This window comes from Arcobacter sp. YIC-80 (genome assembly GCF_044841725.1).
Taxonomy (GTDB): domain Bacteria; phylum Campylobacterota; class Campylobacteria; order Campylobacterales; family Arcobacteraceae; genus Arcobacter_B.
The window spans coordinates 133,208-158,574 of sequence record NZ_JBJBSI010000007.1; the positions used below are offsets into that span (position 1 = coordinate 133,208).

Below are 25,367 nucleotides of genomic sequence, written 5' to 3' on the forward strand. Positions count from 1 at the left end.
TTTTAGTTATTTTCGATGAAATATTATAACTACTGTTATGTAAATGTAGGATGAAGTCAAGTGATAAAAAAGAAACTTTATTTATATTTTAAAGAGAAAAATTATTTTTCTCTTTTAGTTTAGTTTATGATCAAATTCAGGAACTATCTCTTTTAAAGCTTTTATTTTATCTTTTTTAACAAATAGTTTATCTATTTTTTCATTTAACTCATTTATATCAAAATAAGTTGGAGAAGCTACTGTGATTGATTCATACTCAGTTTTTTTATCACTATCATTGATAAGTAACTCTTCATATAGTTTTTCACCAGGTCTTAAACCAGTGAATTCTATATCAATGTTTTCTTTACCACTTAAATCAATCATTTTTTTAGCTAAATCAACTATCTTTATAGGCTCCCCCATATCCAAAATAAAGATTTCACCACCTTTTCCGATACTTGCTGCTTGAAGTACAAGCTCACAAGCTTCTGGAATAAGCATAAAATATCTCGTAATATCAGGATGAGTTACAGTAATAGGTCCACCTTTTTCTAACTGCTTTTTAAACTTTGGTATTACACTTCCACTACTACCAAGTACATTTCCAAATCTAACTGCTACTATTTCTGTATTATCAATAGTGTTTTTATTTTGTGCATAAAGTTCACAAATACGCTTTGTTGTTCCCATAACATTTGTAGGTCTTACAGCTTTGTCAGTTGAGATAAGTACGAACTTTTTTACATTATATTCAACTGCTAAATCAATACAGTTTTTAGTACCAATGATATTATTTTTTATAGCATCTTCAATATTTTCTTCTACAAGTGGTACATGTTTATATGCAGCTGCATGTATAACTATATCAATCTTATGATTTTCAAATATCTCTTTTAAACTATCTTTACTAGAAACTGATTTCATAACTGAATTTATTTTATAAGAAGATAGTTCTTCTGTAATACTATAAAGATTAAACTCACTATGATCTAAAAGAATAAGTCTTTTTGCACCAAACTTAGCACACTGTCTACTGATCTCACTTCCTATACTACCACCTGCACCTGTAATAAGTACTGTCTTTTCTTTGATAAAATTTTCTATCTTAGATTTATCTAAATCTTTTGGGTGTCTTGCTAGTAAATCTTCTACTGTTATGTCTTTTAGTTGTTTTTTAAAATCTTCATCTTTTAATATCTCATCAAGTGATGGTAAAATTCTAACTTCTTTAAAACAAGAACTTAACCTATCGTATATCTCTTTAATTCTATCTTTATTTGCACTTGGCATAGCTATAACTAAAAGATCATACTTTTCATCTTTTTTTAGAGTTCTTTTTAGCTTTTTAAGTGATAAAATAGGAATAGAATCTATTGTTCTTTTTTGAAGAACTTTATTATCGTCAACAAAGTATTTTATTTTATATTCACTATCTTTAAACTCTTCTTCTAGTTTGATACCAGCTTTTCCTGCACCAAAGACAACTAAAGATTTTGTTTTTACAATACTACTTCTATTTATTAAAAAATAGTAAAGATACATAGCAAAGTTTATACTAAAAAGATAAAAGAAAAGTTCACTTGCTAAAAAAGCAAATCTTAAATCACCATATAAAAAAGGAACATAAACTAAAAAAGCAACTATATATACAAAACTCTTAATTAAAAATGTTTTTTGAGTTGACTTTGACCAACTAAGTGAATAGTCTCTAAATATAACAACAGAAGATACAATCCTAACAGCTATAATAAAAGTTAAAATAGCCCAATCAAAAGGAACTTTAAATATAAAGCTAGTCCAAAAATAAGTAAATATTGTAAGAAATATAATAACTAAAAAATTTAAAATTCTTTTATCTATCGAAAACATAGTATTGCCTTTTAATAATAAGATTTATTATACTCAAAAGGGCTTAAAACTTCACTAAAAGATCTTAGGGTTTCATCTACTTTTGATAAAATAACTTTTTCTTTTTTTAATTTGATAAAATTCATTATTCAAACTTTTTCTTACTATCAACAAACTTCATAGTCACATATAATACTACTAAAGTTATTACAAAATTAATAGCAATATTTGGTATAAAATATACAAGTGCAAAAATAAATATATTTAATACAATCATAAAATTAGTAACCTTAAAATGACTCCAGCCAGCTTGTGTAAGTCTTTGGTAAACATGTTTTTTATGAGCTTGGCTTAACTTCTCACCATTTAATTTTCTTCTTAAAAGTGTAAGTGTTGCATCAAACCAAAATACTGAAAATAAAACTATCCATACCCAAAAATTTGTACTTTCAATATTTGCATAATAAATAGTAAAAATAGCTATATTATACCCAAGAAGAGTACTTCCAACATCTCCCATAAAAATCTTTGCTTTATTAAAGTTCCAATATAAAAAGCCTAATACTGCTACACCTAATACAATAAATATACTATTTGAAAAAAGCAAAAATCCGGCAATCGATAAAAATACAAACTCACTTCCCACATAACCATTTATTCCATCTATAAAATTTGTAAGATTTATAAACCAAATTATCATAAGAAAAGCAAAAATATTTGTAAATACATTAAAAGATATATCAAAAACACCAAAACTTAATACATCAAAACCACCTAGAAAATAAAGACCTAAAATAGCAACTGATGCTTGAACCATTAATCTAAGCTTTGGACTTAGTTCATACAAGTCATCAAAGAAACTAACTATACTAATAACTATTCCAACTAATAGTGCATAAAAAAGATTTGACTCTATCTCATTTGTAAAAAACAAATACAACAAACCTATCAGCCAAGTAACTGAAATAGCAATCCCACCACCATGTGGAGTTGGAACAGTATGAGAACTTCTTTCATTTACAGTTGCAACTAGTGACTTTTTTATTGCATACTCTTTTATAAAATATGTAAGACTAAAAGATATTAAAAGTAAAATTATATAAGTCAAAGCTTTTCACCTTTTATCATAAATTCTATCCCCTCTTCAACACTAACTGGATTTTTAAGTCCTAATTTCTCTTTTGTGATACTATTATCAACTTCCAAACTTCCATAAAGTCTTTTATGAAATGATGGTTTAACTATCTTTAATAATGTTTCAAAAAAAGGTATTTTTATTAGATATACTTTTTTATCTAAACTTTTTGCTATTAATTTAATAAGACTAGTAGTGTTTAGAGGTTCATTATCAGAGGCTAAGAAAACTCCTGATTTTTGTTGAGTGATTATCTCATCTACTAAATGACAAAGGTTTCCTATATAAACCATACTTCTTTTATTTTCTATCTCTCCAAAAGGTAATATAGAAATTTTCTTTGTAAGATTTACAAGGTTTTTGATATTTGCTTTTACTCCATATCCATACACTATTGGTGTTCTGATGATACTTATTTTAAAATTTTCATTTTCTAACTTTTGAAGTTCAATTTCAGCTTTTAATTTACTCTTACCATACTCATCTTCTGGTTTACAAATAGTGTTTTCAGTATAAACATCACTTGTTTCTTCACCATAAACTTTTACTGTACTCATAAATATAAAATGTTTTATACCTGATTTTTTTGCTTTTTTAGCTAAATCTAAGGTTTGAGACACATTTACTTTTTCGTATTCTTCTTTACTTGCTCCACCCATTTGGTGAACTAGTGCAGAGAGATGAAAAACTATATTTATATCACTACAATCTAAATTATTTATATCATCTTTCAGAAAACTAAAGATTTTTATTTTGTATTTATCTTTATATTTATTTATAAAATAGTTTCCAACAAATCCTGATGAACCAGTGATTAATAATTTTTTCATACTTTACCTTCATAAATATCAAAATGTTTTTCTATAACTTTATTTATATCAAACTCTTTTATAGCAAGTTTTCTTCCTGCTTTGCCCATACTATTTCTTAATTTATTATCAACTATTAATTTTTCTATACTTTCAGCTAAAGATTTTGAATCTTTTAAATTACAAAGTAATCCTGTAATATTTGACTCTATAGCATCTCTACATCCAGTAACATCTGTAGTAACAACAGCTCTTCCACTAGCAGCTGCCTCTATAAGAACTTTGGGTAATCCTTCTCTGTATGATGGAAGTACTACTATATTTGAATCACTAAATACTTTTGATATATTACTTCTAAAACCATATACTTTAATACATCCATCTTTTTTTATTTTTTCTATATCATTATTGGTTAAACTAGCTGGATTATGAATATCTATGTCACCATATAGCTCAAACTCTATTTTTGGTAATTTTTGTTTTATAATTTTCGCAGCTTCTACATACTCAAGTACACCTTTGTCTTTTAGAAGCCTACAAGCCATAGATACTTTTATATTTTCATTATTTTCTTCTATGTATTTATATTCACTTAAATCAACTCCAGAACCTCTTATTAAAGTAATAGGCACTTTTACTATAGAATTTACTACTTTTTTATCATCAGGATTTTGCACTATTACATGAGAATTCTTTCCTCCTAAAGCAAATCTATACATTATTTTTATTAAACCTCTTACTATCGAAGCTTTAAACCCCTGTTTTATAAATATAAATCCAAGTCCAGATATAGAAAATACTTTTTTATGAATATTTAAAAATCTTGAAGCAATTCCACCATATAAAACTGGTTTTATAGTAACAAAATGAGTAATATTTGGACTTATCTCTTCTAAAATCTTATGTATTTGTCTAAAAACTTTTATTTCTCCATTTATACTTACTGCACTTCTCGATAAATTAAGAGGATGAACGATCAATCCTAACTTTTCTAAATACTCTTTTTTATCAGTTATTCCACAAGATATATGAACTTCATAATCTTTGTCTAAAGCTTCTAAGGCTAAAGGTAATCTATGAGATATAAAAAACCAATCCACATTTACAATAAATAGAATTTTTTTAGTCAAGCCACTTTTCCTTCCACATCTGATACATCAAAATAAACCAAATAGTTGTACCTATATCAACTCCATCATAAAATCTTTTTTTTAACTGTGTTATTTCTTCAATATTAAAAATATTTTCATCTAACTTTTTATCATCTAAATATTTTAATACTAAAGGCTTTAACTCATCTCTTAACCATTCATTTAAGGGTATCTGAAATCCTGATTTTGGTTTATCAACTAATTCTTTTGGCAAATATTTATAAAGAACTTGTCTAAGTAAATATTTACCTTGTCTATTTTTATATTTTATATCAAATGGTACTCTTGCCAAATACTCTATTATCCGATGATCGATCAAAGGTTCTCTTCCTTCTAGACTTACACTCATTGTTGCTCTATCTACTTTGGTAAGCACATCGTCATTCATAAAGAGTTTATAATCAACAGCCATCATTTGATTTAAGAATTCTATATTTCCAACCTTTCCCCATTTTTTAAATAAATCTTGATTTTTTTCAACTTTTAAAAATCTAATAATTTCATTTTTATCTACATAACTACTTGCACTTTCAAACATCTCTTCTAAGCTACTGCTATTTATCGCTCTTTGAAATTTTGTATATTTATCTTTAATATTTGTTTGTTTTAGTTTTTTTGGTAGTTTTTTATTTATGTATTCAACATTATTTACACTAAATAGATTTAATCCAGTTTTCAAAACTTCTCTTTTGAAACTATTTGAGAAAATACTTTGAAACCTATTTAAAAAAAAGTATTTACTATATCCACAAAAAGCTTCATCTCCACCATCTGCACTCAAAGCTACGGTTACACTTTGTCTAGCCAACTTTGATACTATCATAGTAGGAAGTGCTGAACTATCCCCAAAAGGCTCATCATAATAAAATGGCAGTTTTTCTACTAGATCTAACATGTCCCTATTTTTCATATAGTACTCAGTATGATTTGTATCTAAATATTCAGCTATTGATTTAGCATGTTTTGCTTCATTGTACTTTTCATTATCAAAACCTATAGTAAAGGTATTTATCTTTTTCTCTTGCTTTTTAGCTAATAGTGATGCCACAAGTGAACTATCATATCCTCCACTTAAAAATACTCCAACAGGTACATCAGACACCATTCTTAAATCAATAGCATCATCAAGTATTTTTTCAACATCTTTTAAAATCTCATCTTCACTTTTAGCAAATTTTTCTTTTAGATAAAAATCATTTACATCCCAATACTTTGTAATTTTAAACTTTAAACCATCAATTTTTAGCTCCAAATAATGTCCAGATTCCAGCTTAAAACAGTTTTCAAATATTGTATAAGGAGCAGGAATATATCCAAACTGAAAAAAGTAAGGTAATACTTCCAAACTTTGTTCTTTTCTAAATTTTGGATGTTTGTGAAAAGATTTAATTTCAGATGAAAACATAAATTGATCTTTATCTATATAATAATAAAGTGGTTTAACACCAGATCTATCTCGTATCAAAAATAGTTTATCTTCAACTTTATCCAAAATACAAAATGCAAACATTCCGATAAACTTCTCAAGACATTGTATACCCCACTCTTTATAGCTATAAAGTATAACTTCTGTATCACTATTTGAGATAAATTTATATCCTAACTCTTCAAGTTCAACTCTTATAATTTTAAAATTATAAACTTCCCCATTAAACACTATCACATAGTTTTTACAATCACTTATAAAAGGTTGATGTCCATGAGAACTAAGATCTTGAATCGAAAGTCTGTTATGTCCAAAATGAACTCCACTCATTTCATCAAAATACACTCCACTATCATCTGGACCTCGATATGATTGTATTTTAAGCATATCATTTAAAGTATCTATATTTTTATTTTTATCTATATATCCAACTATTCCACACATAGTATCTCTTCATATTGTTTTATTATCTCTTCTATTTTAAAATCATTTGCTCTAAATTTTGATTTTTCTTGATAATTTTTTCGTAAACTTTCATCATTTATTATTAAGCTCATAGCTTCTTTCATTTTTTCTACATTTTTTACAGGACTCAAAATCCCATACTCAGCAAATTCTACATTATCTTTTAGTTGAAAACTTACATCGCTATTTGGAGCTAATATTTCTCTTGGTCCACTTTGACAATCAGTGCTTATAATTGGCAATCCACAAGCCAATGCTTCAACTAATACATTAGGAAAACCTTCATGATTTGAAGTAAATATAAAACAATCTACTTTAGAAATATAGGCAAAAGGATTTTCTTTTTTTCCCAACAAATATACTTTATCATTTAGATTAAGTTTTTTTATATAGCTTTGAAGTTCTTCTTTTAACTTTCCATCTCCAATTATCCATAAATCAGCATCAATATTTTTAATAGCATCCATTATTAACTTATGATTTTTCCCTTTATCAAGTCTTCCAACTGTCACAAAGGTAAATCTTTTTTTCTCTATTTCAATTTCTTTTTTTGACATTGTTTGTATCATCTCTAAATTAAAAGGGTTATGAACATAAGATAGATTAGCAATATTAAAATTATTTTTCAAATCCATCATATTCCCATGAGAGTTAGATAAGCACAAGTCAGATTTAGAATATAGAGATTTAATCAAAAATCTATTTATCTTTCCATTTAATCCATATTGATATTGAAGCGATGGCATAGCTCTTTCATTTACTATTGTTTTGTGTTTTATAAAAATATTTGATAATATGTTTATATAGTTTGCTCTTGTTAAGAAACTTATAATTTGGTTAAAATTATTTTTTTGAATAATTTGATTTAATTTATATGCAAGAATTGGTAATCTAAACAATTTCTTTATTCCTGAATATTCTTTTGATTCATTTAAGCTAAATATAGTAACTTTTGAATTTAATTCATAAAACTTATAATTATGTATTAAAATAAGATAACACTCATATTTTTCTACCCATAAATTTAATAGATTGCTTACAACTCTTTCTGCACCACCTGATTCTAAAGAGTTTATTAATATTACTATTTTTTGCAAAGATACCTCTCCTTCCACTTTATATAAGTTATCAAAGTCCATATTTGATGATAATTATTTTCTTTTCCATTCATATGGCTTTCTATCATTTGTTTTACATAGCTTATATTTATATTATCTATTTTCTGAAGATTTTTTTCACTAAGTGTTTCGTAAACATACTCTTTAAGTTCATTTCTAAACCAGTTTTTTAAAGGAACTGTAAAACCACTTTTTGGTCTATCAAAAATCTCTTTTGGAAGATAATCATAAAGTATATCTTTTAGGATATTTTTTCCACTGCCTTTTTTATATTTATATTTATAAGGAATTTTTTGTGAAAACTCTACAACTCTAAAATCAACAAGTGGTGTTCTAGCTTCCAAGCTATATGCCATAGTTGCTCTATCTACTTTGGTAAATATATCACCATTCATATATGTTTTTATATCATAATCTGATATTCTTTCAAAAAAATCTTTTTGACTATATAGATATTTTTTGTATTCATCTTGACATAAAATGTTTTTTTGATTAAATAGTTTTTCAAAATCAAACAATCTACCACTATATAAAAATAGTTCTTCTAGGGTATCTATTTTTAAGCCTTCTGCTATTTTTTTGATTCGATAATTTGATGATTTATTTAAAATACTACTTCCTAAACTTCTTACAAATTTTGGGAGTCTATACAAAGGTTCAACTTTTACCATTCTGAAGTAGTTGTTGTATCCCCAAAAAAGTTCATCTCCACCATCTCCAGAGAGTGCTACAGTTACATATTTTCTAGTTTTTCTTGAAAGTATCATCATAGCTAAAGAAGAAGAGTCATTATAAGGTTCATCATAATATTCATTTAAATTTTCAATCAAATCTATCATATCTTCTGGTTTAAACTCTAAAGTATAATGTTTTGTACCTAATAAACCTGCTACCTCTTTTGCTATATTTGATTCATCAAATTCACTATCAGAAAACTTAATAGAAAAAGTATCAAGTTTTTGTCCTAACTCTTTTACTACTATTGAAGCTACTAAACTACTATCAACCCCTCCACTTAAAAATACTCCAACAGGTACATCACTATGAATTCTTTGTTTTACTGAATCTACAATTAAGTCTTTTAATTTCTCTTTTATATCTTTATAAGAGTTTGTAAAATGTTCATTTGATGTAGAAATATCCCAATACTGTTTTTTAGTAAATTCAAAATTATTTAAATCATAAGTGAAACTATGTCCTGCTTCTAATTTATATACATCTTCAAAGATAGTATAAGGTTCAGGCACATATCCATATCTAAAATATAGCTTTTCACAATTTTTATTTATTTTTAAATCTTTTTCAAATGTGATTTGTTTTAACTGTGAGGCAAACTCAAATACACTATCTTTTTTATAGTAATAAAAAGGTTTTTTACCAAGTCTATCTCTTGCTCCAAAAAATATATTTTCAATCTTATTATAAATTACAAATGTAAACATACCATTTAGCTTATCAAGAATTTTCTCTCCATATTCCATATAACCAATTAATAAAACTTCTGTATCTGAATTTGTTTTAAACTCATACCCTAAAGAAACTAATTCTTTTTTTATATCAAGATAGTTGTATATTTCACCATTGAAAACTATTTCATAATCATCTTTTATAAAAGGTTGATTTGATCTACTATCTAAGTCTATAATAGCTAAGCGATTATGTCCAAAAGAGTAGTTATCACATATAGTAAATCCTGTAAAATCAGGACCTCTAAAATCTGCCAGATTTAAGATAGTATTTAATTTTTCTTTTGTTTGTTTTTTATTTATTCCATAGATTCCGCACATAATTTACCTTATGATTTTTGATATTAATTTCATTAAAAAATATTTAACCAATCTTAATTTTAAGCAAAAAGGTATACTATAATCAATCGTCTGATACTCTTTCATATACATATTATAACCTTCAAACATTTGTTTTGATCTTTTTAATCTACCTTTAAAATTTGATAATCTATCTTCATTTTCAGTTCTGTATTTTCTTGCTATAATTGGCGATATACATATTTTTACATTAGATTTTAGCATCCTAAAATAAGATACACTTTCAAAACCTCTAAGCTTTTGTTCATATGGAAACTTAATAGCAAAATCTTTTTTTATTACTGGTAAGCATTCACCTGGAAATCCAACTGTCAAATACTTTTTTAAATCATAGTATTCATTTTTATGAAAATCTTTTCCAAGTAACTTATCATCAAAAGTATTACATCTAAAAAATACTGATCCACATTTCTCATTATTCTTTAGTTCTGTTAAAAATGCATCTTTTGATTCCTTTATAAATAAATCATCAGAATCCAAAAACACTACCCATTTTCCTTTAGCAATAACTGCCCCATAATTTTTAGCTCCGGTTACACCAATATTTTCATCTAAATAATAATATTGGAATAACCCTTCTGTAAATTCATCTTTATATTTATTTTTAACCATTTCTTGTGTATTATCACTACTACAATCATCTACAATAATAACTTCATATTCAACTTCAAACTGAGTGTTTAATATTGAATCTAGTGTTTCTTGTATTAAACATGCCCTATTGTAAGTTGGCACTACAAAACTTAAAAACATATACACATCCTTTTATATTTATAATTTAACATCCATTGCCATCCCAATACCTTTCACAGTATAAATCCCAATAATCAATGTTTAAATCTTTTTTCCCAAAATCAAACCAGCTTATATATACAGGGTTAACTATATCGAAAGTATAAATTGAATTTAATAAGCTTTGCTTTTGAAACATGTATAGATGCAAAATGAAGATTAATACAATAAAACCATACCGTATAGTTTGGTCTTTAAAATAAATTCTATTTCCAAACCCAATTATTTTTCTTAGTAAAATAGTAAAAATATTTTTACTATTACTCTTACGAAAAACTATAACAACAACTACAGAAATAATTAATAATTGTAATATCTCATTTGTTTTTCGTTCTAAAACTTGTATAAATAAAACAGCTAATGAATATAGTTCTAAATTAAAACGAATATTTTCGTAACCAAATGAATTAAATAAATTAAAATTGTTTGATGAGTACAATAATAAATAAAATAAAATTAGTAAGAATAAATATTCAAATAACATTTTTCTTGAAGTAAAAAAGAACAAAACTATTGATAGAAAAATTGCCACAGGATGAAATAATCCACCTAATAAAAAAATGGGTTTTCTTGATACAACTGCAGCAAACAACCATAATAAACTTAAAGATATACCTGAATAAAAAAATGAAGAAAACAATAAAAAAGAAAGTATTACTACCTGAAACAAAGTATATCTTTTATCTCCTCTCTTGTTAATATTTGGTTTTATAGCTTTAACGATAAAATATACAGGACAAGCTATCATAAAAAGTGCAACATACCCTAGTGGAATACCAATAGTAGAAAATATTTCATAAATAATACTTAAGAACAAGTACCTAGGTTGAACTATATCAAAAAACAATACATCACTATAATTTATCTGTTCATTGTAAAAATAGTAACTTACACTATGTGCATAAAAATCAAATCCCGTTGATACACTTATAAATACAAGTAAAGAAAAGAATGTAAAATAAGTTGCATTTTTATGAATATTCATATATTTTTTATAACTTTAGCAGGAATACCAACAGCTACAGTATTGTCTGGAATATCATTCAAAACAACACTGTTCGCTCCTATAACACATCCCTTACCTAGTTTTACTCTACCAAGAATTTTTGCACCTGTCGATACAATTACATTATCACACAAAATTGGTTGCTCTACAATTGTAGTTTCAGTATTTTTATTTCCCAAAGTTACTCCATTGAAAATCTTACAATAATCTCCTATTATTACAGATGATCCTATTACTATATCATGACCATGTGCTATATTTAATCCTTTTCCTATTTTAGCTTGGCAGGATATATCACTAGCATAAAGTATTCGTATAATATATTCAATTATCTTACTACTTATTTTTCCTATAACAGGTACTTTTGATTGTAAAAAAAATCCAAATCTAAATAACATAATTAAATGAATTGTATGACTAAAAATTAATACTTTTAAATAATTTAAAAATTTTTTTTCATAACAAACTATTTTAATATCTTCTTTTATATTTTCAAACATACTATTTTAACTCCCTAGTCTAAACATTCTTCTAATTTTCCAAGTATTTATTGTTAAAAATATTCCTTGAAGTGTAAATGTTTTTAAATATCCATATAAATAATCTTTAAAATCTCTTTTATTTTTTAAATCTAACATAAAAAGTACTAAAAATTCAGAATTAATATATGGTTTTTCATTAGGATATTTTTCTAATGCTCTATATAGTGTTTTAATAATCAAGTCTTTTATTATAATCTTAGAACTAGTTGATATACCTGTACCTATTCTATAAACACCATATATTCTATCATTTACAAAATATGCTTTTTTATTCTCTATTTGCTCAATATTTGCATAAAAATCTAAAACATCAAACTCAGGAATCTCAAAATTTATAACCTGCTGTCTATACATTTTGGAACTATTTGCACCTACTGCCATATACATTAAAATATCACTTCTAGTAAAACCATCTTTTATTTTTTCATAATCTACTAAATCATCTTTGATAGTTCCATCATTATACAATCCACTAACCCTATGAAAACAAATATTACAATCAGGTGTTTTATCCATAAAATCAGCTTGTGCTTGAAGTTTTCCAGGAAGTGCATAATCGTCACCATCTATATGGCAGATGTATTTACCTTTTGCTTGTTCATGAACATAAATGTAATTATCACTTGCTCCTACATTTTTCTCATGAAACAAAGGCTTTACGATATCAGGATATTTATCTGCATATTCTTGTACTATTGCTCTTGTATTATCAGTAGAACAATCTTCTCCCACTATCACTTCAAAGTCAAAATCACACTTTTGAGTAACTATACTTTCTAAACATTCTCTTATATATTTTTCATGATTATATGTCACTACACATACTGACACTTTAGGATTCTCTATCATCTTCTACCAAACCTTTTTAAAATCATTTTTCTAGTATCTTTTGCTACCAATGCATTTATACCCAAGACAACCCCTCCTATACAAAAAAGCAAAGCGAAAAGCTCAACTCTTCCAAAACTTAATAAATCTAGATTTAAAAGTTTAAATCCTAAAAGTACTACTATAGTAGATACCATAGCTGGTAATACATCTTTTAGCATCCACTCTTTATGTATTCCTTTTGCAAACTTACTGTGTATGTACGCAGGCCACACAAGTAAAAATATAGCTTGTAATGCAAACCAAGTAATAGCAACTCCAATAGCACTATAAGTATAAACAGCTATAACCATAGCTATGATTTGAATAAAACCAAATAAAGTATTTCCCCATATATGGTACTTTAAATTACCATGTGCAAATTGTAAATAATACTGAAATGCTAGTACCATCAATAAACCATTTCCAAGTGCATACCAAAATAAAACTGGTCCAGCCCATAAAGCCGCTTCCATATTTCCACTCCAAGCATAAAGTAGTTCAGTTGAAAACACTGCAACGGTACCAGCTGTTGCAAAACCGATAACAGACACAAACTGTGTTGCTTTCTTATAAAGCCTTATCACTTCATCTTGCTTATTTGTACTTATAAGTGATGTCATACGAGGTTGTACTGCTGTTCCAATAGGACCTGATAAAACTGCCATACCACTCACTATAACTGCTACAAGGGTAAAATATCCATACTCTGTTAGTGGTAAGATATTTGATAATAGTAGCTTGTCTATTTGTGTCAAAACTATCCATATACCTGAGGTATATGCTATACCTAGTGCAAAAGGCATGATTTTTTTTAGCATTATAACAGATGGCATTATAAAGTTTTCTGATTTTGGAACTATTTTATAAACTTTATTGTGTATTACTAATAATTCTATGATTCCTATTACTAATTGATATTCAAAATAACTACTTGGGCTTTGGGAGATATACTTTACAAGGATAAAGCCACCTATAAATTTAAGTGAATTTATACTTATTCCATAGATGTTTATCCATACTTGCTGTTCAAAGCCATTTATAGCACCTTTGTATAGACCTACTATCCATTTAAACCCTATCATAATACCCATCAAAGAGATACAATAAGCAACTTCATTTTTATCTAGTACTTCGATATTTAACCAAGTGTTTGATATAAAGTTATCAGCACTCCAAACACCTATAGCTATGATTAAAGCTATGACTAAAAAAACTGACTCAACACTTCTAAGTATTTGCTTAAATTCAAGCATTCCTTCTAAAGAGTGTTTTAAACTTGCAGATTGTCTTGATATAGTGGCAGAAAGACCAACATCAAGTAACATCATCCAAGCAGAAAGCATAGTAAAAAAACCAATAAGACCAAAAGCTTCAGCTCCTAAATATGTCATATACGCAGGAAGTATTGCTATTCCTATAAACATATTATAAAACTGTCCTAAGTAGTTGGCTATGGTGTTTTTTTTGAGGCTTGTTTTAGACATTATTTATCACTTCCTAGTATCTTTTCTTATAGCTGTTACGAACTGATAGTATAAATACCCTAGTATTACTTTATTTGAAACAAATGCTAAATAGTTGGCACTAAAGTCTTCTTTATTTGTCAGAAATGAAATATATTTAAATATATTCATACTAAAAAACTCTTGTGTCAGATAAAAATTGAACCCAATTCCAATAACAAAAATCCATCCTAAAGCTAAAATCCAATTTGTAGAATAGCTTGATGATAGTTTATGAATATTTAAAACTAAACAATCAGCTAAAAATCTCCAATCTTTACAACTCTTATCACAAGCTTTTTGTCTTTTCTTTTCCAACTCCAAAGCATGGTATTTGTTTGAGTCTATTATATTTCCTACTTTTTGAAGTTGGTATTTTACTGTTCTATATGTTTCTTGTGTGGTTTTTGCTATAGATTCTTTTTCATCTAGTTTTTTTATACCAAAGAAATTCATCTCTTTTTCTATATTTGCATATTCAAGGTTTAAACCTTTTTGAAACTCTGCTTGTCTAAAATGGCTGTAGCCACCAAATGTTACATACTTAAAAAGTAAATGCTCTTTGAAAACCGTATCACCAAACAAAGCTAAAGCTCTAAAGTTTATAGCATGAAAAACTATATCTTTGCTTGTCAAAAATTTTGATTTGAAAAAGTCTGCATTTTTTTCAAAATCTGTATCTTTGAGAGTGAAGTTTTTTATCTCACAGTTATGAAGCTTAAAATTTGCATGAAATTTAGTATCTTGTATACCTAATGTATCTATTTTAAATGCCTCACTAGGATTGTTGTATTGAGAGTTTATATAAAATTTACCTTCAAAACAACAGTTTTTTAAAGTCAAACTATCAAATTCTTTGTCAATAAATACATCTTTTGCAAATATACAACCAATAATCTCTATATATTTTATATCTATAGAGGTTTCTTGTAAAACTTCTTGAAAAGATACCATATCATCAAAAATGATATCTTTATATTGAATTTTTGAATTTTCTTTTATTACATGATCTTTTATATCATCGAGATGAGTATCACTACTTATAAGATTTGAATAGTTTTCTATTCCAAATACTTCTGATTCACAAGGATGATAATCTGCCATGTTCAATTTATCTCTCTTTTTTATTTTTTAAATTCTTTTTTCTTCTAAAAGTTTACCATCTAAGTCATATTTTTGATACTCAATATATTGACTAAATGGTGGATATTTTGATATAAAATATTTTACAATGTATTTTGATACTAGCTTTTTACTTTCATCAAGTTCATTATAATAGAACAAATCATAATCTTCACTTTTTTTGTTTTTATTCTCCATCTTTGTTTGATGTAGTTTATGAGTATCTTTTATATCCCTTTATTTTCTCAACTATCTATTTGAAATTTATTAATTTTTACTATGCCATCTTCAAGTTTTACTAAAATTACATCATTATTTTGAAAAATTATTTTACCTTTATCAATATTCTTATATCTTTTTAATATAAAATTATTTTTAATTTTTTCTGATGAAAAAGCTAATATTTTTTGTGTATCAGTTAAAAGATATACTCCTAAATTAGAAGATGAAAAAGCTTTTGTATTTCTAATAAACTCATCAACTGTAATATCTTTAGCACTAAATTTTCTTTTTTCTTTTTCTCTTGAGTAGTAAGTTACTTCACCCCTTTGTGGTATTGCTTCAACTACCATATTGTTTTTTATAATTTCTATAATAGTTTTACTTAATAACTCAGCTTCAAGATCAAATATAAATCCATATAAAACACTTACATCAATTTCATCAGTCAATTCAAAACTTGATTGATTTAGAATATCTCCTGCATCTAATTTATCAACAAGTAAATGAATCGTTGCACCAGCAATATTGTTGCCTGATAAAAAACACTCATTAAGTGGGTGAATACCTTTTCCATATGGTAAAACTGAAGGATGACAATTGAGGAATACACTAGATGAAGGTAATTTGCTTCTAGGTAATATGTAAGAACATCCAGCAGATACACAAATATCATATTTTGAATCTTTTAAAAAGTTAATTAATCTGTCTTTATCCCCCACACTATTTAATCGCTCTATATCTAAATTTTCTACATTTTCAATTAATGGCTGTTCAATTACGAAGGCTTTTATAACTTCTAAATCATTATTTTTCAATAATTCTTCTAATATCTTTGGTCGATTTCCAATAAATACTACTTTTTTCTTTTTCATTTTTTCTCTCTTATAACTTTAATTATTCTATTCATATCTTCCAAATTATACCTCTGATCAATAGGTAAAGGTATGATTTGATTTACAAAGTTTTTTTCCACACTTGAAATATTTTTTCTTTCTAAAACTTCATTCCAATATTTAGCAATATAAATCTTATTTTTGATAAGTTTTTCTCTTAAACTTTTATCTTCTATCATCAACAGATACACAAACGGTACAAAATCAATATTGTTTTCTATTTTTAATTGGTTAATATTTCCTAACTCTTTATGCAAATACTCAAAATTTTCTTTTCGTTTTTTTTGAACTTTTTCATAATCTACAGAAGCTAGTATTTTTTGTGTAAGTCTTGACATATGTTTTATAGGTTGATTTATAAGTCTTTGTTCTGCTTTTTGATAATCATTATAAAATGAACTTGCATTTTTATCAATTCGTCCTAAAAGCTGTATTGAGTGAGTATATGATTTTTCTTTTTCTAGGGTTTTATCTAAAAATTTATTTGTACTTAGATATCCTCCATCGCTTACACCAAAAAACTTTCTAGGACTATATATAGTATCAATATTATCAATAGGCTTTTCGAAAAACGCTTGTGTATTATCTATTATCAAATTAGAGCTATATTTTTTTACTAGATTTTTGATGTAGCTTGATTTTAGTGCAAAATAGTTTACATAAAAAAGCTTTTCATCTTGTTTTAGTATTATATTTTGGATTATTTCAAAGTTTTCATCTATGTTATAAAATTCATATTTTATATTTAATTCTTCAAGTGGTTCTACAACACTATCACATATATAGTTTGGAATATAAACTTTACTTGTTTTTTGTGCTTTTAGAATATATTTAAAAGCATTTCTTCCACTGTTTAGTTTTAATAAGTTTTCATAGTACTCTAAAGCTTTTGCTAACTCTAGTTCAAAGTATCCGCCTATTTCTTTCATTATTATACAATCACTTTTAAATATTTTTCCATATTATCCATCTTTTCAAGCATCTCTTCTTTTGTCTCAAATTTCATTATCATTGTTCCTAATGTATGATTTGAACCATCGAACTTATAAACATTATCACCAACTTTTACATCAATGACTTCTTCTATAATATTTTTCTTTATTTCATCACTATACCAAATGTCTTTTACTATTCCATCCGTTATAGAATGTAACATATAACTAGAATAAAATCCTTTTGTATCTCTCATAATCAAATCGCTACAATCTAAGCCCAAAGCTGAATCTACTGTGTATTTTACTAAATCAATTCCTGTAGAGTATTTTATAACCTCAGGAATAAGATTTCCTCCATTACGAGGACCAAGCTCTAGAAATGAAAAATCTCCATTTTTATTATAATGAAAATCAAAATTTAATGCACCCATTTTTAAATTAAGTAAATCTAAAAGTCTTTGGGTTTCACTATGACATTGTTCTAAAGTATAATCATTCATAATAGAAGGAAAACTTTCACCTATAGGAACTAATGGATTACATAATTTATCAAAGTGTTCATTTGCCCAACATCTGAAGACTAAAATACCGTCAACAACAAATCCATCACCTGCAACTTGATATCCATCTCTTACAAAGAATTCTTCCAATACAATTTTCTTTTCTCTTGAAAAACTTAGAGCATACTCAAAAGCATTATTAACATCCTCTTTTTTTTCAACTTTAGTTACACCTTTACTACCTGAAGAATCAACAGGTTTTACAATAATTGGAAAAGTAAGTTCATCAAGCCAATCTTTTGCATCTTCTAAGTTATAAAAGCTTCTTGATTTAGGTACTAGAAAATTATGTTCTTCTAAAAAATTCCTAAACAAATCTTTTCTTGCTAATATTTCTACTGATTCATAGGGATTTGAAGGAAGCCCAAGTTTATTTCCTACATATGCTTGCGTTGGAGCTGCAGGATCAGAAGCATAAGCAACAATTCCATCAATATTGAGTTTTTTTGCTAATTCTAATACAGCTTCTTTGTCTGTAGTACTAACATTGTGATACTCATTTGCAAATTTATGTCCTGGATTTTCAGGTAAATAATCACAAGTTATTACATAATGACCTTGTTCTTTTGCATATTTAATTGGTGGAATTTGAAATTTAGAACCACCTAAAAAAAGTATTCTTTTTTGCATATTATAAGTTTTCCTTTATAGTTTTAATAACAGTATTTTGAACATCTTTTTCTAATTCAGCATAAATAGGCAAACAAAGTATCCTTTTGCTTATATCTCTTGATATTTTGCACATCTGTTTTGGTTCTATATAATCGAGACTATCAAGTGATGGATAAAAATATCTTCTTGGAAATATTTTTTCTTCATTTAAAGCTTTTTGTACTTTTAAAAGTTCTTCTTCACTTTTGAAAACTACAGGAAAATAGCTATAGCTTTGCGTAGCATTTTCATTTTGCTCTTGAAACTCTAGCAAATTTTTTAGTTCTTTTTGATAAGTCTCATATACTTCTTTTCTACTGTTTTTTATGTTTTCTATTTCATCTAGTACACATAAGCCCATAGCTGCTTCAAACTCATTCATCTTTGCATTTGTTCCTAGATGTGGTATTGATTTTTGGTTTTCTATACCAAAGTTTATAAGATATCTAGCTTTTTGTACAAGATTATCATCGTTTATTATTAAAGCTCCACCTTCTATACTATGAAAAAGTTTTGTTGCATGAAAACTAAGAGTTGAGATATCTCCATAATTTAATACACTTTTATTTTTATATTTCACATCAAAAGCATGTGCTGCATCATAAACTACTTTTAATTTATGTTTACTTGCTATTTGTTCTATCTCTTCTACTTCACAAGCATTTCCAAATACATGTACAGGAACTATAGCTGATGTGTTTGGAGTGATAAGTTTTTCTATATTTTTCGAGTCAAGATTAAATGTGTTTTTATCTATATCTACAAATATTGGTAAGATATTATTTGTCACTAGAGAACTAGTCGTTGCTACAAAACTAAAGGGAGTAGTTATAGCAAAACCTTTTATATCAAGTGTTCGATAAGCTATTTCAAGAGCAACTGTACCATTTGAAACTAATATAATATTTTTTACTCCAAGATACTTGGCAAGTCTTTTTTCAAGTCTTTGAACAAGAGGACCATTGTTTGTAAACCATGCATTTTCATAGATTTCATCTATGTATTTTTTATATTTTTCTTTGCTTGGAAGATATGTTTTTGTTACGTTTATCATTTATTTATTCCATATTTATTCAAATACCACTCAATAGTCTTAACAATCCCACTATCAAAATTCTCATCAGCTTTCCAACCAAGTTCATTTTCTAACTTAGTTGCATCAATAGCATATCTTCTATCATGACCTGCTCTATCTTCCACAAATGTAATTAAATCTTTATATGAAGAATTATTAGCTTTTGGAACTTCTTGGTCTAGAATAGTGCAAATTCTATCTACTATTTGTAAATTTGTTCTCTCATTTCTTCCACCTATATTATATGTCTCACCTTTTTTACCTGTATGATAAACTATATCTATCCCTTTACAGTGATCTAGTACATATAACCAATCTCTAATATTCTTTCCATCTCCATAAATTGGAATTAGGTTATTATTTAAGGCATTTCTTATAATTGTAGGAATAAGTTTTTCATCATGTTGTTTTGGTCCATAGTTATTTGAACAGTTTGTGATAACACAATTCATTCCAAATGTCTCTACATAAGATCTAATAATCATATCACTTGATGCTTTAGAAGCAGAATATGGAGAATTTGGTGCATAAGGTGTACCTTCTGTGAAAAGGTCATTTGGATCATCACTTAGTGTTCCATATACTTCATCTGTACTAATATGATGGAATCTACAATCAACATATTCAGTTTTATATTCAAATGGTTTATTCATCCAGTATTTTTTTGCTACATCTACTAAAGTATAACTACCATTTACATTTGTCTCTACAAACACTCCTGGATTTTTAATAGAGTTATCTACATGAGATTCAGCTGCAAAGTGAATAACACCTCTAATATCATATTCATTAAAAATAAATTCTGCTAATTCTCTATTACAAATATCACCTTGTATAAATTTATATCGTGGATTACCTTCACATTCTTTAAGGTTTTCTAAGTTTCCTGCATAAGTTATAAGATCTAAATTAACTATATTGTAATCTTCATATTTTTCTAAAAAGTATGGTACAAAGTTTGCACCTATAAATCCAGCACATCCAGTTACAAGTATAGTTTTATTATAGTTATTAAACATCATTTCTCACTAAATCAATTAGATATTGCCCATATCCATTTTTTGAAAGTGGTTTTGCTATTTCTAGTATTTTTTCTTTTGTTATCCAACCATTATTATATGCAATTTCTTCAAGACAAGCTATTTTATAACCTTGTCTATGTTCGATTGTTTGTACAAATTGACCAGCTTCTATTAAGCTATCATGAGTTCCTGTATCTAACCAAGCAAAACCACGACCTAAAAGTTCTACTTGAAGTTTTTCTCTTTTTAGGTATTCTTCATTAACAGTAGTAATTTCAAGTTCACCTCTATGAGATGGTTTTACATTTTTTGCTATTTCTATTACACTATTATCATAAAAATATAGTCCCGTAACTGCAAAGTTTGATTTTGGTTTTTCAGGTTTTTCTTCTATTGATATAGCATTTTTTTCTTTATCAAATTCAACTACACCAAATCTTTCTGGATCCTTTACTTGATATCCAAATACAACTGCACCTTCATCTAATAAGGAAGCTTTTTTAAGCATAGGAGAAAATCCTTGCCCATAAAATATGTTATCTCCAAGGATTAAACAAACTGAGTCATCTCCAATAAACTCTTCACCTAAGATAAATGCTTGAGCTAAACCATCTGGACTTGGTTGAACCTTATATTCTAGTTTTATTCCCCAATCACTTCCATCACCTAATAATTCTTCAAACTTATTTATATCTTCTGGAGTAGAGATTATAAGTATTTCTTTTATACCTGCTAACATAAGTACAGATAATGGATAATAAATCATTGGCTTATCATATATCGGAAGTAGTTGTTTACTTATACTTCTAGTAATAGGATAGAGTCTTGTTCCACTTCCACCTGCTAGTATTATTCCTTTCATATTTTACAATCTCCCATCAACGTCATCAATAATAGATTTAATATCAAATACAACAGCATCGTTAGTATTTGATAAATCTAAAGTTTTAAACTCATCATGAGCAACAGCTAATATTATTCCATCATATTTTGAAGTATCTATTTCTTTTACTAAATCTAAAGAATATTCATGTTTTACTTCTTCAACATCTGCCCATGGATCATATACATCTATATTACATCCAAACTCTTGTAATTCTTCTATTACATCTATTACTCTTGAGTTTCTTATATCTGGACAATTCTCTTTAAAAGTAATACCTAACATCAATACATTAGAACCTTCTATCTTATGACCTTTTTTGATCATTAGTTTTATTACTTGATTAGCTACATATATACCCATATTATCATTTAGTCTTCTTCCTGCTAAAATAATCTCTGGGTTATATCCTATTGATTGTGCTTTATGTGTTAAATAGTATGGATCTACACCAATACAATGACCTCCAACTAATCCTGGCTTAAATGGTAAAAAGTTCCATTTTGTTCCTGCTGCTTCTAGTACATCATTTGTATTAATACCTAGTTTATTAAAAATAATTGCTAATTCATTTACAAATGCTATGTTTATATCTCTTTGAGAATTTTCTATTACTTTTGCTGCTTCTGCAACTTTGATTGTTGGAGCTAAGTGAGTACCAGCTGTTATAATACTTGCATATAATTCATCAACTTTTTTTCCTATTTGGGGAGTTGAACCAGCTGTTACTTTTAAAATTTTAGTTACTGTATGTTCTTTATCACCTGGGTTAATTCTTTCAGGAGAATAACCACAGAAGAAATCTTTATTGAAAGTTAGATTTGAGAACTTTTCAAGTACTGGTACACAATCTTCTTCCGTAGCTCCTGGATAAACTGTGGATTCATAAATAACAATATCATCCTTTTTTAAAACTTTTCCTACAGTTTCACTTGCTTTTATCAAAGGAGTTAAATCTGGTCTTTTATTTTTATCAATTGGAGTTGGTACTGTTACTATATAAGTATTACAATCTTTTATGTCATCTATATTACAAGTAAATTTTATACCATTATCAATAGCTTCTTGCAATTGTGATTCATTTAATTCTAATGTTCTATCAAATGCACGTGATAATTCATCAATTCGCTCACTATATATATCTAATCCTACTACATCATATTTTGAAGAAAATGCTGCGGCTAATGGCAACCCCACATATCCTAGACCTATTACACAAATTTTATTCATTTATTTATCTCTCCAATTAATATTTATTTCTTTAAGTTCTCTATATACCAAGCTATTGATTCTTGTAAGCCTGTTTCAAGTGTATGAGTTGGTTCATATCCTAATAGTTCTTTTGCTTTATTAATATTTGCATTTGAGTGTCTTATATCTCCTGCTCTAAAGTCTCTATATATTGCTTCTTTTACTTCTAGTTCTGGTAATTTTTCTTTTATACCATTTGTTATTGCATTATATAAATTGTTTAGTGTTTCTCTTCCACCTGCAGCAGTGTTAAATGCTTGAGCGAAAGCTTCTTTATTTGTTGTAGTTCCTGCTAAAATATTCGCTTGAATAACATTATCTATATATGTAAAATCTCTTGATGTTTCACCATCACCATTTATGAAAACATCTTCACTGTTTAATATTGAAGAAATCCATTTTGGCATTACTGCTGCATACGCTCCATTTGGATCTTGTCTTCTACCAAATACATTAAAATATCTAAGTCCAATTGATTCAAAGCCATAACATTTATAAAATACTCTCATATATAGCTCATTTACATATTTTGTAACAGCATAAGGTGATAAAAGATTACCTGTTCTTTCTTCTACTTTTGGAAGTTCAACACTATCACCATAAACTGATGAAGATGAAGCGTATACAAATCTTTGAACTTTATTTTCTTTTGCGGCTGTTAACATATTTAAGAAACCTGTTACATTCGAGTTATTTGATACTACTGGATTATCTATTGATCTTGGAACTGAGCCTAATGCAGCTTGATTTAAGATAATATCTACATTTTTACAAGCAATATCACAAGTATCATAATCAGAAATGTCACCTTTAATAAAAGAAAAATTTTCCCATTCTTCATTTGAAACACAATTTCTTACATCATCTAAATTATATTGATGACCAGTTGAAAAATTATCTAAACCTATTACTTTTTGGTTTAATTTTAGAAGAGTTTCTAAAAGGTTTGAACCTATAAATCCAGCACAACCTGTGATTAACCATGTCTTTGGATTACTTCGTAGTTTTTCTTTTATTTTTTGATATTTCATTTATTTCACATCCTCATTTCTAAACTTATTTTTCAAAATAATCTTACCTTCTTCAACACCTGGTTGATTATATGTATCTATTTGCATAAAGCTTCCTACTATTGATGTTAATAGTTGATAGGAATACATAAGTTTTCCTATATTAAATTCATCTACTTTCTCTATTGTAATCACATCTGTTGGGATGTTAGCACTCTTTTGTACAGCTTCTATAGTTGAGTCAGCTTGCATGTTTATCAAGTCTTTAAACTTGATATTATTTATATAATCTAACTCTTCTAAATGAGGAATTGATATGTCAGGTATTACTGTTTCTTCTTCAAAGTCTTCTACTTTTATAAATGTAACTGTTTTATCTCTCACACCTTCCATAATTAGCTGTAAAAAAGAGTGCTGATCTACTGGACCTATTAGTCCTATAGGAGTTAGGGCTTGTCTTGTTCCATTAATATTTACTTTTCCTAAACTTTCACCCCATAATTGGATATACCATTTATTAAAGCCTTCTAAAAGAGAAGAGTATGAAAAAACTACATTTATATTAAATCTGTTTTTATTTTCTACCATAAATCTAGCTTTTTCAAAGATAGAGTCAAAATACTCTTCTTTTTTAAAAAAGCTTTCGTTTACTTCTTTACATCCATCTAGCAGTTTTTCTATATCTATTCCCATTATAGATAAAGGTAAAAGTCCTACAGGAGAAAATACTGAAAATCTTCCACCTACATTTTTTGGAATCTCAAAAGTTTTTATGTCATTAGCTTTTGCGTAAGAGTTTAGTTTACTATCATTTTCTGTTATGCACACACAATTTGATTTATCTATCTTTACTAAACTATGAAGGTACTTAAAAACTGAAATAGTTTCTATTGTTGTACCAGATTTTGAGATGATGATAAATAAAGTATTATTTATATCTTCTATATATGAAACTCTTTTTTTAAGTTCCAGAGGATCTGTTGATTCTAAAAAGTGAAGTTTCTTATCATTTGCTTTATTTCTTAAAAAGCTATTTATTGCATAAGTTCCTAAGCTACTTCCACCTATACCTACTACTACTATATTTTTTTGATTTACAGTTTTTGAAAAACTTAATATCTCTGAAATATCTTGATAAGGTAGGCTATAGTAACCTATACTTTTTTTCTCTTCTACTATCTTTTCAAAAATCTCATTGTTTGACTTGATTTGATAGAAATTCTTTTCATATTTCAAAGACTAGTTTCCTCTTGGCAATTTAATTTTTAACT

Annotated in this window: 23 protein-coding genes; all 23 read right to left on the reverse strand. The window is 27.1% G+C overall.

Annotation, left to right across the window (positions count from 1 at the left end; all coding sequences use genetic code 11):
• Window positions 1–114: 114 nt before the first annotated feature.
• Window positions 115–1,851 carry a polysaccharide biosynthesis protein gene (locus ACH5BK_RS10640; RefSeq protein ID WP_404307195.1) on the reverse strand — a complete coding sequence of 579 codons (1,737 nt, stop codon included), beginning with the start codon at window positions 1,849–1,851 and terminating at the stop codon, window positions 115–117.
• Window positions 1,852–1,975: 124 nt separating this feature from the next.
• Window positions 1,976–2,938, reverse strand: a complete 963-nt coding sequence (locus tag ACH5BK_RS10645; RefSeq protein ID WP_404307197.1) for a glycosyltransferase family 4 protein — start codon at window positions 2,936–2,938, stop codon at window positions 1,976–1,978.
• Window positions 2,935–3,795 carry an NAD-dependent epimerase/dehydratase family protein gene (locus ACH5BK_RS10650; RefSeq protein WP_404307199.1) on the reverse strand — a complete coding sequence of 287 codons (861 nt, stop codon included), beginning with the start codon at window positions 3,793–3,795 and terminating at the stop codon, window positions 2,935–2,937. The genes ACH5BK_RS10645 and ACH5BK_RS10650 overlap by 4 nt, the downstream gene beginning before the upstream one ends.
• Window positions 3,792–4,904 (reverse strand): glycosyltransferase family 4 protein, encoded by a 1,113-nt coding sequence (locus tag ACH5BK_RS10655; RefSeq protein WP_404307201.1) that lies wholly within the window; start codon window positions 4,902–4,904, stop codon window positions 3,792–3,794. Before ACH5BK_RS10655 ends, ACH5BK_RS10650 begins: the two co-directional genes overlap by 4 nt.
• The gene (asnB, locus tag ACH5BK_RS10660) at window positions 4,897–6,795 is read right to left on the reverse strand and encodes an asparagine synthase (glutamine-hydrolyzing) (RefSeq protein ID WP_404307203.1); all 1,899 of its coding nucleotides are present in this window, start codon (window positions 6,793–6,795) and stop codon (window positions 4,897–4,899) included. The genes ACH5BK_RS10655 and asnB (ACH5BK_RS10660) overlap by 8 nt, the downstream gene beginning before the upstream one ends.
• The gene (locus tag ACH5BK_RS10665) at window positions 6,783–7,913 is read right to left on the reverse strand and encodes a glycosyltransferase (protein ID WP_404307205.1); all 1,131 of its coding nucleotides are present in this window, start codon (window positions 7,911–7,913) and stop codon (window positions 6,783–6,785) included. The genes asnB (ACH5BK_RS10660) and ACH5BK_RS10665 overlap by 13 nt, the downstream gene beginning before the upstream one ends.
• Window positions 7,901–9,721, reverse strand: coding sequence for an asparagine synthase (glutamine-hydrolyzing) (gene asnB / locus ACH5BK_RS10670; protein WP_404307207.1), 1,821 nt, complete (start codon window positions 9,719–9,721; stop codon window positions 7,901–7,903). Before asnB (ACH5BK_RS10670) ends, ACH5BK_RS10665 begins: the two co-directional genes overlap by 13 nt.
• A gap of 3 nt (window positions 9,722–9,724) precedes the next feature.
• Window positions 9,725–10,513 (reverse strand): glycosyltransferase family 2 protein, encoded by a 789-nt coding sequence (locus tag ACH5BK_RS10675; protein ID WP_404307209.1) that lies wholly within the window; start codon window positions 10,511–10,513, stop codon window positions 9,725–9,727.
• A gap of 25 nt (window positions 10,514–10,538) precedes the next feature.
• Entirely contained in the window at window positions 10,539–11,537 is a 999-nt protein-coding gene (locus ACH5BK_RS10680) for a hypothetical protein (RefSeq protein WP_404307211.1), read from the reverse strand.
• Window positions 11,534–12,058, reverse strand: coding sequence for a serine O-acetyltransferase (locus tag ACH5BK_RS10685; protein ID WP_404307213.1), 525 nt, complete (start codon window positions 12,056–12,058; stop codon window positions 11,534–11,536). The genes ACH5BK_RS10680 and ACH5BK_RS10685 overlap by 4 nt, the downstream gene beginning before the upstream one ends.
• 6 nt (window positions 12,059–12,064) lie before the next feature.
• On the reverse strand, window positions 12,065–12,949 hold the full coding sequence (locus ACH5BK_RS10690; RefSeq protein ID WP_404307215.1) for a glycosyltransferase family 2 protein: 885 nt from the start codon (window positions 12,947–12,949) through the stop codon (window positions 12,065–12,067).
• Window positions 12,946–14,454 (reverse strand): lipopolysaccharide biosynthesis protein, encoded by a 1,509-nt coding sequence (locus ACH5BK_RS10695; RefSeq protein ID WP_404307217.1) that lies wholly within the window; start codon window positions 14,452–14,454, stop codon window positions 12,946–12,948. Before ACH5BK_RS10695 ends, ACH5BK_RS10690 begins: the two co-directional genes overlap by 4 nt.
• Before the next feature lie 6 nt (window positions 14,455–14,460).
• Entirely contained in the window at window positions 14,461–15,582 is a 1,122-nt protein-coding gene (locus tag ACH5BK_RS10700; RefSeq protein ID WP_404307219.1) for a hypothetical protein, read from the reverse strand.
• 21 nt (window positions 15,583–15,603) lie between these two features.
• Window positions 15,604–15,792 (reverse strand): hypothetical protein, encoded by a 189-nt coding sequence (locus tag ACH5BK_RS10705; protein WP_404307220.1) that lies wholly within the window; start codon window positions 15,790–15,792, stop codon window positions 15,604–15,606.
• A 47-nt stretch (window positions 15,793–15,839) separates the two neighbouring features.
• Complete coding sequence (locus ACH5BK_RS10710; RefSeq protein ID WP_404307222.1) at window positions 15,840–16,688, reverse strand: formyltransferase family protein; 849 nt, start codon at window positions 16,686–16,688, stop codon at window positions 15,840–15,842.
• On the reverse strand, window positions 16,685–17,638 hold the full coding sequence (locus ACH5BK_RS10715) for a hypothetical protein (protein ID WP_404307224.1): 954 nt from the start codon (window positions 17,636–17,638) through the stop codon (window positions 16,685–16,687). The genes ACH5BK_RS10710 and ACH5BK_RS10715 overlap by 4 nt, the downstream gene beginning before the upstream one ends.
• A gap of 2 nt (window positions 17,639–17,640) precedes the next feature.
• Window positions 17,641–18,834, reverse strand: coding sequence for an acetyl-CoA carboxylase biotin carboxylase subunit family protein (locus ACH5BK_RS10720; protein WP_404307226.1), 1,194 nt, complete (start codon window positions 18,832–18,834; stop codon window positions 17,641–17,643).
• A 1-nt stretch (window position 18,835) separates the two neighbouring features.
• Entirely contained in the window at window positions 18,836–19,909 is a 1,074-nt protein-coding gene (locus ACH5BK_RS10725; protein ID WP_404307228.1) for a DegT/DnrJ/EryC1/StrS family aminotransferase, read from the reverse strand.
• Entirely contained in the window at window positions 19,906–20,949 is a 1,044-nt protein-coding gene (gene rfbB, locus ACH5BK_RS10730; protein WP_404307230.1) for a dTDP-glucose 4,6-dehydratase, read from the reverse strand. Before rfbB ends, ACH5BK_RS10725 begins: the two co-directional genes overlap by 4 nt.
• A complete protein-coding gene (gene rfbA, locus ACH5BK_RS10735) occupies window positions 20,942–21,814 on the reverse strand; it encodes a glucose-1-phosphate thymidylyltransferase RfbA (protein WP_404307232.1) in 873 nt (290 codons plus the stop codon). Before rfbA ends, rfbB begins: the two co-directional genes overlap by 8 nt.
• A gap of 3 nt (window positions 21,815–21,817) precedes the next feature.
• Entirely contained in the window at window positions 21,818–23,065 is a 1,248-nt protein-coding gene (tviB, locus tag ACH5BK_RS10740) for a Vi polysaccharide biosynthesis UDP-N-acetylglucosamine C-6 dehydrogenase TviB (RefSeq protein ID WP_404307234.1), read from the reverse strand.
• Window positions 23,066–23,088: 23 nt separating this feature from the next.
• A complete protein-coding gene (locus tag ACH5BK_RS10745; RefSeq protein WP_404307236.1) occupies window positions 23,089–24,117 on the reverse strand; it encodes an SDR family oxidoreductase in 1,029 nt (342 codons plus the stop codon).
• Complete coding sequence (locus ACH5BK_RS10750; protein WP_404307238.1) at window positions 24,118–25,332, reverse strand: glucose-6-phosphate isomerase; 1,215 nt, start codon at window positions 25,330–25,332, stop codon at window positions 24,118–24,120.
• Window positions 25,333–25,367: the final 35 nt, after the last annotated feature.